At 53.0% G+C, this 14,187-nt stretch carries 9 protein-coding genes; 3 read left to right on the forward strand and 6 right to left on the reverse strand.

The genetic code is table 11. The features are described from left to right. Positions 1-113: 113 nt before the first annotated feature. A complete protein-coding gene (locus KTT_RS04620) occupies positions 114-2,807 on the reverse strand; it encodes an ATP-binding protein (RefSeq protein ID WP_126594865.1) in 2,694 nt (897 codons plus the stop codon). Between the two features lie 1,380 nt (positions 2,808-4,187). On the opposite strand from KTT_RS04620, the gene KTT_RS04625 reads away from it, so the two are divergent. Next, a complete protein-coding gene (locus tag KTT_RS04625) occupies positions 4,188-5,861 on the forward strand; it encodes an alkaline phosphatase D family protein (RefSeq protein WP_126594866.1) in 1,674 nt (557 codons plus the stop codon). Positions 5,862-6,048: 187 nt separating this feature from the next. Here KTT_RS04625 and KTT_RS04630 read toward each other — a convergent pair whose 3' ends face one another. Together KTT_RS04630 and KTT_RS04635 are read right to left on the reverse strand one after the other, a co-directional pair. Further along, the gene (locus KTT_RS04630; RefSeq protein ID WP_126594867.1) at positions 6,049-7,170 is read right to left on the reverse strand and encodes a lipocalin-like domain-containing protein; all 1,122 of its coding nucleotides are present in this window, start codon (positions 7,168-7,170) and stop codon (positions 6,049-6,051) included. Further along, on the reverse strand, positions 7,167-9,497 hold the full coding sequence (locus KTT_RS04635) for an MMPL family transporter (RefSeq protein ID WP_160145638.1): 2,331 nt from the start codon (positions 9,495-9,497) through the stop codon (positions 7,167-7,169). Before KTT_RS04635 ends, KTT_RS04630 begins: the two co-directional genes overlap by 4 nt. A gap of 325 nt (positions 9,498-9,822) precedes the next feature. Between KTT_RS04635 and smpB the strand changes: the two genes are divergently transcribed. Both smpB and KTT_RS04645 read left to right on the forward strand, forming a co-directional pair. After that, on the forward strand, positions 9,823-10,320 hold the full coding sequence (gene smpB, locus KTT_RS04640; protein ID WP_126594869.1) for an SsrA-binding protein SmpB: 498 nt from the start codon (positions 9,823-9,825) through the stop codon (positions 10,318-10,320). A gap of 6 nt (positions 10,321-10,326) precedes the next feature. Next, positions 10,327-10,695, forward strand: coding sequence for a VOC family protein (locus tag KTT_RS04645; protein WP_126594870.1), 369 nt, complete (start codon positions 10,327-10,329; stop codon positions 10,693-10,695). Here KTT_RS04645 and KTT_RS04650 read toward each other — a convergent pair. From KTT_RS04650 to KTT_RS04660, 3 genes are all read right to left on the reverse strand, one after another. Continuing rightward, entirely contained in the window at positions 10,680-11,978 is a 1,299-nt protein-coding gene (locus tag KTT_RS04650) for an MFS transporter (RefSeq protein ID WP_126594871.1), read from the reverse strand. The genes KTT_RS04645 and KTT_RS04650 overlap by 16 nt on opposite strands. Positions 11,979-12,377: 399 nt before the next feature. After that, entirely contained in the window at positions 12,378-13,061 is a 684-nt protein-coding gene (locus tag KTT_RS04655; protein ID WP_126594872.1) for a GNAT family N-acetyltransferase, read from the reverse strand. Between the two features lie 73 nt (positions 13,062-13,134). Next, a complete protein-coding gene (locus KTT_RS04660; protein WP_126594873.1) occupies positions 13,135-14,115 on the reverse strand; it encodes a GNAT family N-acetyltransferase in 981 nt (326 codons plus the stop codon). Positions 14,116-14,187: the final 72 nt, after the last annotated feature.

Here is a 14,187-nt window from a genome sequence, read left to right on the forward strand (position 1 = left end):
CGTTCCTCCATACAGGTATCCCGACCTGCAACAATGCCTTCCACCACAACATCAGTCACCCTCGGACCAGTCAGTCATCTATGCTGAACGAAAGATCCTCTTCGCAGATGCGACTAGCCACGTTCCGTTCCCTGCTCACTCCGATGATTCATCGTCTGGGGATGGATCGGCAACAGAAAGGTAAAACACGTCCCTTCACCATCTGCCGTCTCAGCCCAGATACGACCCTGATGGGCTTCGATGATCCCCTTACAGGTTGCCAGCGCCAGCCCATTGCCATAAAAAGATGCATGGCTTTGAAATGAGGTAAAGATACGCTCTCGCTCATGTTCAGGTACGCTGACCCCTTGATCAATGACACGCACCCGCAATTCTTCCCCTTCATCCTGTACCACATCGATAAGGAGGAATATTTCTTTATAGTCTGAACTGTGTCGTGTAGCATTCTCGATCAGGTTATACAATATCTGTCCCAAACGTGCATGATCTGCATAGATCAGCGGTAAGGAATCTTGAAGCCGCAGTCGTAGCTGGCGATGCCCAAGGGCACGCTGCAACTTTGCGATGGTTGCGTAGAGAATCTCTGAGACGTCGCACCATTCGAGTTTAAGCTCCATCGCCCCCATTTCTATGCGTGAAAGCTCGATCAGCGCATTGACGAGCATGGTAAGATGATCGGCCTCGCTATCAATATCGACCAGCATCTCATTGCGGTCCTCTTCATTCCACACCAGATCGGCCTGTAGAAGGCCGGTTACTGCGGCTTTGATCGTTGTCAGCGGCGTACGCAGATCATGTGAAAAGGCTGAGAGTAGCGCGGAACGATTCTTTTCTTCGCGTACCTGCTCGGTTATATCCTGCACCTGTAAAGCAATGCCCTCCAGTTGCCTTGCCTGGGTGTAGAGAGGATAACAATGCAATTGGTAGTGATGATCACTGGCCGCGTTATCCTGCTGCGCCTGGCTTGCCACCCCTTCTGAACAAGACTGCGCCATCGTATCCAGTGGCTCCTCGGCTAATATACAGCGAAACGCCTGCCGATAGATACTCTCCTGTGTAAAGTCCCTTAAGTAGGCGCGTACCTCATCGTTGTTGCGCATCCGTGGCAAAAGATGTGAAAATACCTCTTCGATCGAGGGTCTCACTGATCGGCCCTGAACGACAGGGGATACGAGCAACTGCATGTGCGGGTAGTACTCTGTGGCCATCGTTTCCAGATGCCATTCACACCATTGGCGGGCCGCTGGATTCATATACAGGCAGTATCCATCCAGGTCAACAATAAACCAGGGATCGCGTACCCAATTGGTTGCCTGGTTGAGATGACCAATCAAGCGGTTAAGCTCCCCAATCATGGCGACATGCGTCAGAGCCGATTCTGATGGCTGTGTCAGAAGAGCCGGAGGTTCAACATTGGCAGCACCGGGCTGGAATGGCGAGGACTCAAATAAGAGTGCGGAGGATGGCAAGGGCTCCGTTGGCAGTGAAGAAATCAGCGGATCATTCGTTTGCTTGCTCTCGATCGCATAACGGATGCTCTGCAGATTGCGTTCACCCTGGGTTAAGAGTTGTTCGCTGATCCAATGCATAAGCTGGCTAAAATTCAAACCATAGGTGTGCTGGGCATGAGCACGAATCTCTTTAAAGATGCGAAGCTCTTCATAGAGCTGCTCATCCGTCGTGCTCTCCTCATACACCGACTGCAATAGATCAAACTGCTCAATGGCGGCTTGAAATTGTCTGCGTTGATCCAGGGAGGTCAATAACATTCCATTGTGGATGGCGACGGTAGCCTGGTTCGCAAAAAGCGCCAGGATGTCACTTTTGAGGGGCGTGAAACCTCCCACCTCCGTAGAACATAGGGCCAGGATGCCATAAACGGCTGATCCAGTAGCCAATGGATAGCAGTAAAGCGAATGGAGCCCCAGTTCGCTGGCCAGCGGTTGATTGACTGGATAGTGCTCATCGTTGGCGATGTCCTGTGAGCCCAATGGCTGACGCCGCATGAGCGTTTGCCAGAAGATATTCTTTTCGCTGACCCTCCCTTGCTGCTGCAAGATCCGTTCCAGTGGCTTCGGATCCACCTCGGATTGAGCTTCCAGGTACAGGGTGTGTGAACGGCGGTTGAGCAAGAGCATAAACGAGGAGACACTGAGCGCATTCGAGACCCCGGCAACAATCTGCTGCAGAACGGTGGGAAGCTCCATTTTAGAGGTTAGCGCCTGGCTCACATCCTTCAACGCCTGGCGCTGACGATCCTGGATCGCCGCATTCCCACCCAGTTGCACACCCTCGATCGCGGCGGCCAGCATTTTGACGACAGCATCCACCAGCCGTTGCAGGTGCTGATCGGCATAGGTATGCAGTCCTGTGCTACCAAGCTCCAAAGTGCCCAGAACGCGATTCTCGACCATCAGCGGCGCAATCAGGGTTGAGCGCAGCTGGTGGTAGCTACTTAATACATCACCACTGGAAGAGGGGGAACCATCCAGCCCTTCGGGATAATCGTGTACCTGCAATGAAGGATTCCGCAAGACCTGCTCTAGCATGGAGTCAGTCAATGGATATTGATGCAGGCGCGCCTTCCAGGCCCGGCCTTCGTCGCGCTGGCAGACCGTTACGCGTACAGCCTGGCGGTCGTGACGGAGCAGTACCACCCCGAATACATCAAAAGGCACTGCCAGTTCCAGCTCTGCTGCCAGCACCGTATAATCAGGCTTGGCACCGCGCACGCTAAAAACGATGCGGGCTACGCGTTCAATAATTGCAGACTCTTCAAGAGCAGAGGTATGTGTTCTCGCTTCCATTGCTTCCTGTCAGATTTCGCAGACACCCTCATCATCCTCAGCGTTGATGAGATCCCTTCCCTATAAAATGAAAAGGCGAGAGGCCTATCAGGTGTACCGAATACGTTTTGCGTTGCATAGAACCTGCAGCACGCAAAGGACGCTATAAATATACATTGGCCGTCGTTTATACACTTTTTAAGAGGGCGCGAACAATCACATGCAAAATATGTTACAAGTCATTATTTGCCTACAAAATACCTGTTTGCTATTGCCACAAAGTATACCACATCCATGCCAGGGCTGGTCAATGCTCGCAGGCGAAGTTTTGGCTATTTTAATAAAAAAAGTCAATAAGCAGATTGTCTCAAGCCGCTTGATACCAGCGTTTCTCCTACCCGACCTGCTCAAATCCTCTATGATTTCTTTCTATTTACTTAATGTGTTCTTTGAGCTAATAAACGGCTCATGGATAGCTTTTCTCCGGGACTTCGCTTTTTACCTCATCATTGCGTACCCCATATGCGCCACATCAAAGATCTATCTGCGAATGCTGTCATCGTGGAGGCACGTGAGCGCCCCCGCACGGGCGGCCGCTGCGCGGCCGCGCTGGTTTTGTGTTAGTGCATCGGGTGCGCGAATGCGCACCCGATGCACTAACACAAAACTGACACGTGAGCACCACAGGGGCGAAGACTGTCCCTGGTATGTTGGTGCAACAAAGGCACGGATGCTTACCCGATGCACTAACACATAAACTGACATGTGAGCACCACAGGGGCGAAGACTGTCCCTGGTATGTTGGTGCAACAAAGGCACAGATGCTTACCCGATGCACTCTAACATAAACTGACATGTGAGCACCACAGGGGCGAAGACTGTCCCTGGTATATTGGTGCAACAGAGGCACAGATGCTTACCCGATGCACTAACACAAAACTGACACGTGAGCACCACAGGGGCGAAGACTGTCCCTGGTATGTTGGTGCAACAAAGGCACGGATGCTTACCCGATGCACTAACACATAAACTGACATGTGAGCACCACAGGGGCGAAGACTGTCCCTGGTATGTTGGTGCAACAGAGGCACAGATGCTTACCCGATGCACTAACACATAAACTGACACGTGAGCACCACAGGGGCGAAGACTGTCCCTGGTATATTGGTGCAACAGAGGCGCGGATGCGCCTCTGTTGCACCAATATACCAAATCACTGCGGCCGCGCAGCGACCGCCCGTGCGGGGGCGCTCACGTACCCCCAATAATGGGAGTAAAAACCACTCATTTTATACGAAAAACAGATGAACCTGTTTTTCGTATAAAATGAGTGAGGTATTCCCTACCTGGGCGAAGTAAAAAAATACCAGACTCCCTGGCGGGAAAGAAAAAGAGGTATCCATGACTGAAATTCTCGTCGGACCGCTCGTGCGTGCTGTCAATCCAGACAGTATCGTCATCTGGGCCGAGCTAACGGTAGCTGAGACTGTTACGCTGCTTGTTTATGCGGATGCACAAGCAGACATCCATCATACTGCTAGACAAAAAACAACAATGGTTGGCGGTCATTATTATGTTGCGCTTGAACTGCGTAACTTACAGGCCGCGACCTGGTATACATATCAGCTCATCGCGGCATCTACAGGAAAAGAGCTCACACAGACCTCCGAATTGCCGGACAGGCAGTGCTTTCGCACCCTTGCAGCATCTACACACAAGGATCCGCTGCGCATTGCCTATGGTTCCTGTCGCAAGGCGGAGGCCAGCCAGCCGGATGTCTTGAGCGCGCTGGGATACTGGTTGAGTGAGCACGCCGAGCAGCGCGAATCTGTATGGCCTCATCTACTGCTATTGATTGGCGATCAGATCTATGCTGACCAGCCTTCAGCCAGCATGCGACGGGATGTACCACAGTTGGGATCGGAAGCAACCAGGTATGAGGATTTTTGTCAGTTCTACTACTACGCATGGGGCACCGATAACGGTGTACGCCAGGCACTGGCCGTGCTTCCCACGTATATGATCTTCGATGACCACGAAATTACCAATAATTGGAATTTTATGCCCACCTGGCGCCCTTCGAGCATTCAGGCAGGCCAAGAGCAGACATTGGTCGATGGACTGGTGGCGTATTGGGTCTACCAGGGTTGGGGCAACCTGCGACAGCAAACAACACAGCATCCGTTACTGGAGGTTATGCGGCAGACCGCCGAGAGCGGTGAGGATGCCTTTGAGCAGTTGCGCGATTATGTACGCCGGGATCTTTATGGCGAGATGGGACTGCGCTGGCATTATGAAATACCATCCACTCCTCCCATATTCGTAGCTAATGCGCGCACCGAAAGAACCACCATCACAACTGGCAAGGATGAAGATATTCTGGCCCCAACGCGCATCATCAGTCGCTCCCAGATGCATGATCTTCAGACCTGGTATGCGAATAATCAGAGCCCCCTGGCGATTCTGGTCTCATCCGTACCAGTCCTGCTGCCACCAGCGATTGGCTGGCTTGAGTATTTAATGGGGCAACGTCTCTGGCTGACAGAAAAGAAACTGTTGAGCTGCCTGGGGCTACAACTGGCGCGCGTACAACAGCGCATTGCAATCCGGCTGAGCTTTGATCACTGGCCGCTCTATTCTCTATCCTGGCACGACCTGCTGCAGCTTTTTCAGCAACCAAGAGATACGCTGCTTCTCTCCGGTGATGTGCATTTTTCTTACGCACTCACAGCCAGATTAACGCATCAATCGGATAGTGATACCTATCTCTACCAGTTTGTCTCCACACCCCTGCAGAATGAACTCAGCCCGTCCGACCAGAAAAAGATAAAATTGCAGTCCAGGATCTCCAGATGGAGCTATGGAGGTCTAAAACAGAGCATCCTTCCACTAATAGCAAGCAATGACGGGGCCCACATTGATCACAATTTGCTATACGAAAACACGCTGGCCTTCATCACCCTGCAGACCGATAGTCGAGGACGTTACATCCCTCACCAGGACTACCTGGGCAACATCAATGGTCAGCTACAAAAAATCGCCACCACCATCCTACCAGCGACCAGCCATTCATAGGATGTGTCAAACACTCGTCCACTGATCCCGTTAGCACCATATGGTGCTTCACACCCCATTAAAAGTTAAGTACTATACACTGCCGGTGTGGCGCGGATGCGCCACACCGGCAGTGTATATGTATTAAGTGCGAGCACCGCAGGCGCGAAACTGTGCGGGGCTTCTCAGGCCGCGCAAGACTAACAGGCTATCTGGTATAGCCCGTTAACTCAACATACCCTTCGCCAGAGACGGGTTGGCCCTTTTGCTGTCCCTCGATGCCTACGGCACCTTCCCAATAGACGTTGCCGGTCGAATTCGTTACGACCAGTTCCTGGTTCTTCAAGAGCGGCTTGATAATCAAGGTTGACTGCAGGTGAGGGTCCTTGATATCGATGCGCCAGCCTGAAGGGTAAGTGATGCCCGTCGTTGGACTGGTCCATTTATTCAGGACGGTCGCTTTCATCGACTGCTCGGGCAGCACATACGCCTTTCCATCAGCGTCGGTATAGCCGATATACGTCGAGATGGTTTTGCCGCTGGCATCGCGAATAAAGTACAGCATGATCTCGGTTTTGTTGTTCAACTGGATACTGTACCAGTCCCAGCCGCCACCACCCAGGCTGAGGAAGTTGCCCCATTGGTGATCCATCCAGGCGGTGCCGGTAACCTTTAAGGGCTGATTGTGGTCGAGCAGCGTACCACCAACCTGCATGCGCGTACGCGAATAGTAGTAGGAAAAACCACCAAGACCATAGGTGATCAGGCCGTTGCCGTTGTGCAGCGTCGGGGCCTTAAGGCCGGTCAGATTAAGATCAATGGCGTAATTCTGCATTGAGGCTATCAGATGATCCTTGCCGTTGAGACCCTGAACGAACCAATCACCAACATGAACGTCAATGCCCGGCGCTGTCTGTCCCCCTGAAGAAGGAGAAGCCACAAACTGCGTGAGGCGCCGCTGATCATAATGGAACTCGCCACGCGTAATATCACTAATAGCGAAATGGGCGGGGTATACCGTGGGTAGGTTGCTGCGTATGGCCTGGAAAAAGACCAGTTCGAATCCATAGGTATGCGACTTGCCGGACGCATCAGTCGCCTGCATATGACCGGTGTAGTACCACCATTCTGTGAGGTCATTATGCTTTCCCTCGTCGCGAGGGAACTCAATTGGTGGCAGAACCGTTTTCGTTGGCTGCTCACTGACCTGTGGCAACGTCGCCGAGGTTGTGGTCATGCCAGGAAAGGCACAGGATGAGAGCAGCAGAGTTAGCAGCAGGCCCACAGCCGCCAGCATCCAGACCGACATGTAACGCATCCACAGCCTCATCGTTTACCTCCTATATGTATATTCCTATGTGTATTCGCCTGCTCGGGCGCCGTCTGCTCATTGTCTGTATCCACCGGTCCCAGGTACTCGGCCAGGGCGGGCGGATGGCGCTGGACGCCAGCGAAGGGCAGCCACCAGTTCCAGGTACCCAGCAGGCGCATGGTGGCGGGAACCAGCAGGCCACGCACCAGCGTTGCATCTATCACCACAGCCAGGGCCATACCCAATCCCAGCGCTTTCACCAGGATCATGTCAGCCGTAGCAAAGCAGGCGCTGACCACGATGACGATAACGGCCGCGCTGGTAATAATGCCACCGCTGCGCTGCAGGCCCAGCGCCACCGCCTGCCTGTTATCGCCCGTCTGCCAGAACGCCTCTTGAATGCGCGACAGCAAGAAAACCTCGTAGTCCATCGAGAGGCCAAAGATCGAGCAGAAAAGCAGGATGGGGCTGGACGCCTCAACAAATCCCAGCGGTGTAAAACCCAGAATCTGGTGTAAGAAGCCGTCCTGGAAAATCAGCACCAGGGCGCCATAGCTGGCCAGAATCGACAGCGTGTTCATCACGATCGCCTTCAGGGGCAGCAACAGCGAACGGAACAGCAACAGCAACACGATATAGGTGGTGATAGATATAACCAGCACGGCAACCGGAAAATCGGTATACAGGGAATTGACGTAATCGATATTGCCCGCCGTACCACCATCCACCAGCACAGAGATGCCATGGCCGGGTGCGGTATTGCGGATCGTCTGTACCAGTGCCTGAGAATGCGGATCAACCATGCCATATTTGCTGACCACCTCCACCAGCAGCGTATCCCCTGAAACGGAGGCCTTCAGAAAGGCGCCGATATACGGGTCAGCGATCAATTGTGGATGCGAGTAAAGCAACTGGTACTGATCCAGCGTGAAGCGTGGATCGGCGCTCACAATACTATCAACCCGATCCACGCGTGGATCCGCTTCGATGCGCTTGACGTAATAATACAGATTCTTGATATTTTCCGGCGTCAGGGCGTTGCCTGGCGTATGCACAGCCATCAAAATAGGCGTGGTCTCGCGTTGATTGAAGCGCTGCACTAGCAGATCATAAGCGGCACGCGAGGGCACATAGGATGGCAGAATCGAGGCATCGGGCGCCGAGAAACGGACACCTAGAAAGGGAGCTCCAAAGCTCAGCAAGAGTAGCAAGACGGGAAAGAAGACGCGCAACGGATAGCGCATCACAAAATGAGACAGGCGATACCAGAAGCCATGGTGCGGCTCCAACTCTATATCTGTTCCCACCGGATGCCGCTTGAGGCGTGGAAAACGCACGGGCAGCGCATTGACCTTTACTCCCAAAATCGAGAGGAGCGCTGGTAGCAAGGTGATGGCAGCCGTCACCGCCAGCACGACAACCAGGATACCACCCAGGCCAACGGAATGCAGCATATTAATGTGGAAGAAGGTCAAGCCAAACAGACCGATCGAAACGGTCAGGCCGGAAAACGTAACGGCACGGCCCGCCGTAGCCACAGTCACCGCCACCGCATCCTCGATGCTGCGTCCACGCAGCAATTCCTCTCTGAAACGGCTCACCATAAAGAGCGAGTAATCGACCCCTAATCCCAGGCCAAACAGCGTCGTAATATTGAGCACAAAAATAGAGAGGGGAGTAATATGACCCAGCGCGAAGATTAAAGCCAGGGATACCACCACGGCGAAACCGCCAACCAGCGCAGGCAAAGCCGAGGCAATTACTGACCGGAAAACAAACAGCAGAGCAATAAGAGCAAAAGGAAAGGCTAAAAGTTCGGCTCGCCGCAGATCATTTTCACTGACACTTTGAATATCTTCATAGAAAACGGGCCCACCACCCACGCTCGCCTTTAAGTCGGGGACCTTCTGCAACCGCCGCTCTAGCTCCGGCAAGAGCTTGGCCGCCGTGTTCGCATCCGGCTTCATCTCGATATTTACATACGCGGCATGGCGATCTTGCGAAACCTGGCGTGGATTGTCCAGGTAACTGGTGACCTGCGCCACCTCGGACCAGTTGCGGATATTGGCCAGAGCGCGCTCGGACTGCTGACTGAACTGTGGATCCTCGACCGTATAATGGGTGCTGGTAAATATAACCTGTACGATCGTTTCATTGACATGCAACTTTTGCGCCAGCGTATCAATCGCCTTCTGAGACTCTGAGTCAGGACTTTCAAAACCGCCAGATTGCAACACCTGATTCGCCCGGGGAGCGAAGGGGAGCGCGAGCACCGCGGCAAGTATCCATAACCCAACAATCAACCAGCGATGGCGGGTGGCAAATTTGCCTAAACGGTAGAACATAATGTAACCTTTCTCTAGCATAATGCAGTGGGCAACGAACCCTCTTGTTCTGTTGTATGACGACCCTCTATGCCCGGTGGGGTAATTCCCTAAAGAAGAGGCCAAGGTCGACTATAAGAGCCAGGTGTTGTATAATAAGGGCATCGCCCACTAACTGTGTATGAACACATCCCTTTTTCCTGGTACAAGGTTTCTGACGGGTACCTTTTATCATACCAGGTAGAAGAAGAACCTGCTTCGCAGTGTTCCTGCTGCTTACAAGAGATCGTAACACCATTGTAAACGATGCGGCAGATAGACGTCCTTTGTCTAAAGGAGTTTTAATATGGCTAAAGCAGCCCCGGCAAAAAAAGCAAGCACACCAACCGATCATGTGCCGATCAAGGTTATCTCGGTCAATCGGCAGGCCTATCATGATTATGAAGTCGAGCGCACCCTGGAAGTTGGCATCTCGCTCGTTGGAACCGAGATCAAGTCGATTCGCGAGGGAAAGGTCCAGTTGCGTGGCTCCTATGCCATGGCGCGCAAAGACGAGATCTGGCTGGAAAATGCCAATATCGCCGCCTATGAACACGGGAACCGCTACAATCACGATCCGATGCGCACACGTAAATTGCTGCTCCATCGGCGCGAGATCGATCAGCTCCTGACCAGGGTTGCGACCAAGGGTCTAACACTGGTCCCCTTAAAGCTCTACCTGAAGGGTGGGCGCGCGAAGATAGAACTGGGACTGTGTCGTGGTAAAAAGCTCTACGACAAACGAGCAATGATCGCCAAACGCGATGCCCAGCGCGATATAGAACGCATTGTGAAAGGAAGATAATCCAGTATGTCGATTACCGGTATTCATCACGCTCAGATCACCATTCCACGTGGAGCCGAAGAGCAGGGGCGACAGTATTATTGCCACCTGCTCGGACTGCCCGAGATCGAAAAGCCGGACTCCTTGAAAGGCCGTGGCGGCTTCTGGCTCCAGGTAGGGGATCGCCAGGTGCATGTTGGAACCGAAGACGGTGTCGAGCGCACCCGCACGAAAGCGCATCTGGCCTATCATGTAGACGATATCGCCACCTGGAAGCAGAAGCTGCAGGAGCATGGCTTTGAGGTTCTGGAAGGGGTGCCGATTCCAGGCTTTGAGCGCTTTGAGACGCGCGACCCCTTCGGCAATCGCCTTGAGTTCATTCACTCACTGACATAAATCGATTTATCATCGCTGTATCTTCCGTCTTTCTTAAACAGCCAGAAGAGGGAGAGCAGTGCCACCAGAGCCAGCAACGCGGTGAGATAGATCAGCCCATCGAAGCCAAAACGATGGGCGAACATACCTCCGAGGCCGTTCCCCAGTATCTGTCCCAGACCCAAAAAGATGGAATATAGACCCATCACCATCCCCCGATCTCTGGCGGCCTCTTCAGAAATATCCGCCAGGTAGGCCAGGGCGGCCGGGGCAAAACTGGTTTCAGCAAACACGCCGATCAATAATAGAGGTAGCCAGACATAGATCATCGTAGTGTCGCCAACGCCACGATGATTGATGCCAAACAGGGCGATACAGGCCAGGTACACACCAATAATCGAGGTAAACATCAGGCGCAGGCGTGCAATCTTCTGCAGGAAAAAAGCCCAGAACAGCAAACTCAGGCTGAAGAAGAGTACGATTCCACCCAGTACCAGGCTCAATATACGTCCCCCGCCGGGGCCACTCATGCTTCCCATCAGCAGTTGATGAGGATAGCGCACAGGTGTTGAGAGGATAAACGTCAGTTGCGAGCTCAGCCAGATGCCCACCAGAGCGCTGATGCAGAGCCAGGCTGGTAGAAAGGCCAGCAGGCGTGGCATACGCAGGATACGCAGATAGCGCCTCGCGGTCTCACCAATCTTCCTCTCACTGCTTACAGCCTGGTTGGCAACCGGCGAGAGCCACATGCACCAGATAACCAGTATATAGCTGACGGCCAGCCAAACAAAAGCCCCACGCCCAGACCAGAACCAGAGCAAGCCGCCCATAACGGTCCCCACAGCGATGCCACCGCTGGTCACCAGCTCATACAGACTCATGACGCGTACACGCCGGCTCTGATCGCGCACCGTCAGATCTGCCAGGTAGCCAAGCACAGCGGGAACGGTAATGGCTCCCGAGAGACCCGCCAAAACTTGTAGACCCAGCAAATAGGGTAGCGGCTGGTGGGCAGGAGTAAAAAAAAGCAGGCCAGCCTGCAACAGACCAAAGGCAGGCCCCGACACCAGAAATATACGCCTCCCCCAGCGATCACTCAATCCACCCATAAAAGGGGCCAGTGTTAGTTCAGAAATATAGAAAGCTACCGGCAACAGACCAACCTGCACGCTGGTAATCTTGTGGGCCGTGCTGGCCGCCATGTGTGCCAGCAAGAGGCCCAGCACAATCGTGCTGGCGCCAGAATTCGCGCGTAGGATAAGGGTTCCCACTAATAACGGTGTCACAGTGTGCCTGCGAACCATACCCCCCTCGATTCATTTATCGTTCGCCCCGAAGGCGATCAGCAGTATTCGCACGAGTCTTACGATAGCTATATAACGTTACCAGGGCAATAATAGCTCCAGCAACAATCAGACCAATCGCTACAATAAGCAGTACGAAGAGCAATATACGCATGTTATCCGTATTGGTAGCATTTATAAAAGTTAGAGCAGTCATCGTCGATACAACTGTCATGGCAATCCTATTGTTTTCCTTCCCGGTGGTAATACCTTTGTCGTTCCACGCGATAATAGAACTATGTACTAGGACTATGCAGAACCATTAAAGGTAACAACAATACAGGATAAACTCAGCATTCATAATAAAACACGCCAGGCAATGTTGCTGGCGTGTCACTATCACCATTTTATCCATTTTTCTTATCCAGTGGTGCAAGGCAGCAATACCACTGATGCCTCAGCCTGAAATCTCCTCCCAAAAGTTTTGACATACACGCTATACTTTGATGTCCTGTAGGCCTCGTCCATGCCCTGCGCCTGTGTGGCCATGCTCTGCTCATCATTAAGCGCCACCCGCAGCGTTAACAGACCATCTTCAGATGAAAGTAAAGGATCGGCAATATGCTTCAGGACGAACTGCATGCGCAAAAACTGCTGCTGTAAGCAATAACCTTCGTGCTGCATCATCTCACACAGCACACTATTTGAGCTATCCACCGTGACATGGATCTGGCAGCATCCTACCAGGTCGCGGCTCAGGTAGCGAATGCGTTCTTCCCCCAGACGAATCAACAAGGTCTCGATACCCCGGCTCTGATACTCGGGATGGATAGCGATCTTAAGGGCATAGATTGGCTCTAAGGGCTCGTGATGCTTGCGCTGTACATCAGCATAGCCAATCACCTGCTGCTGCCTCGTCACAATCATCCAGGCATCGCTCGCCATCTGAAAGTAGCAATCCTGCCAGCGCTCCTTAAGCTCTGCCTCCAACTGCTCTTCAGATGCGATGGCCGCATGTTCATCTAAGCTCAACAGATGTGCTACCTCGGCACTATCTTGTAGACGCGGGGCACGTGCAGACAGTTGGTGTAGACGTATAATCACAACAGTGCTCCATTCATTGTCAGCCAACGAGCTGGCGAGATGGAGACCCGAGATAGGTGTATCAGGGTACCAGCTACTCTGCAAGCGTCTGTATACCCGGTTCTCTACCTACCCGTAACTCCTTCTCGTATTGGGTCGCTCGTTTGACAACGTGCATTCCGGCACGTTCATATAAGCGCGTCGCGCCCGTCAGGCTCTGTGCATCGACCGACAGGTAAACCTTATGTATATCGCGACGAAAAAATTCACTAAAAGAGTGCTGTAAAAGCGCCAGGGCCAATCCCTGACGGCGCCATGGTCGACGCACACCCAGCACATGCACCCAGCCGCCATCTTCCTCATTGGCGCAGAGAGAGAGCCCGGCGATCTCATCGCCATCCATGGCCAGGAACCAGAGCGAAAGGTCAAAACGTTCACGCTGCGTGGCCCAATAACGCCATTGCTCAAAGCTCTGGCTCATAAAGCCCCAATGATCACGGAAGATCTCTTCATCGGCCTCGTAAACGGCATACAGCATATCTGGTGTCGGGTTAATGACCTGGATATGCTCAGGCCATTGGGGAACTACAGACGCCGTCGGCAGCTCAATCCCCATCACCCAAAAATTACGAATTGGCTGGAAATCATGCTGCTCCAGCAAGGACTTCCAGGCAAGATTTTTGTTGTTACAATACCCACGCAGGGTGACGCGAAGTTCAGGGGAAGCCAGCGGCATCTGCTCTCGCGTCCACTGCTCGGCCTTTTCCAGGAGCAAATCGCCAATACCATAGTCAAGGTATTGCGGATGGATACCGCAGCGTACAAAATTGCGTGCATGCTGCACATGCTCCATCACAGCATAGGCAATCGCCCGCCCCTCATGGTCCAGCACCAACCAGCCGCCACTGTTCAGATCGACATCCGGCGCGCCAAGCATCCGGCGCATGTCATCCAAGGTATTGGCAACCTGGCCCTGCCAATGAAGATCACTGGCCACGACGATCTGATGCACTTTCTCTGCATCACCTAAAGTCAACTGACGAACCGTAAAGGTGCCAGGAATTTTTGTTATCACAACTGTTCTCCATTCCTTCGGATGATGGAAGCATTGGCCCTCTGAGCACAATTGCTTCCATCAGAACAATCA

It is taken from the genome of Dictyobacter aurantiacus (assembly GCF_003967515.1).
Lineage (GTDB): Bacteria > Chloroflexota > Ktedonobacteria > Ktedonobacterales > Ktedonobacteraceae > Dictyobacter > Dictyobacter aurantiacus.

Excerpts from the sequence above, each read along its gene's own strand:
- KTT_RS04620 (WP_126594865.1), bottom strand. The coding sequence starts at position 2,807 with ATGGAAGCGAGAACACATACCTCTGCTCTTGAAGAGTCTGCAATTATT.
- KTT_RS04625 (WP_126594866.1), top strand. The coding sequence starts at position 4,188 with ATGACTGAAATTCTCGTCGGACCGCTCGTGCGTGCTGTCAATCCAGAC.
- KTT_RS04630 (WP_126594867.1), bottom strand. The coding sequence starts at position 7,170 with ATGAGGCTGTGGATGCGTTACATGTCGGTCTGGATGCTGGCGGCTGTG.
- KTT_RS04635 (WP_160145638.1), bottom strand. The coding sequence starts at position 9,497 with ATGTTCTACCGTTTAGGCAAATTTGCCACCCGCCATCGCTGGTTGATT.
- smpB (WP_126594869.1), top strand. The coding sequence starts at position 9,823 with ATGGCTAAAGCAGCCCCGGCAAAAAAAGCAAGCACACCAACCGATCAT.
- KTT_RS04645 (WP_126594870.1), top strand. The coding sequence starts at position 10,327 with ATGTCGATTACCGGTATTCATCACGCTCAGATCACCATTCCACGTGGA.
- KTT_RS04650 (WP_126594871.1), bottom strand. The coding sequence starts at position 11,978 with ATGGTTCGCAGGCACACTGTGACACCGTTATTAGTGGGAACCCTTATC.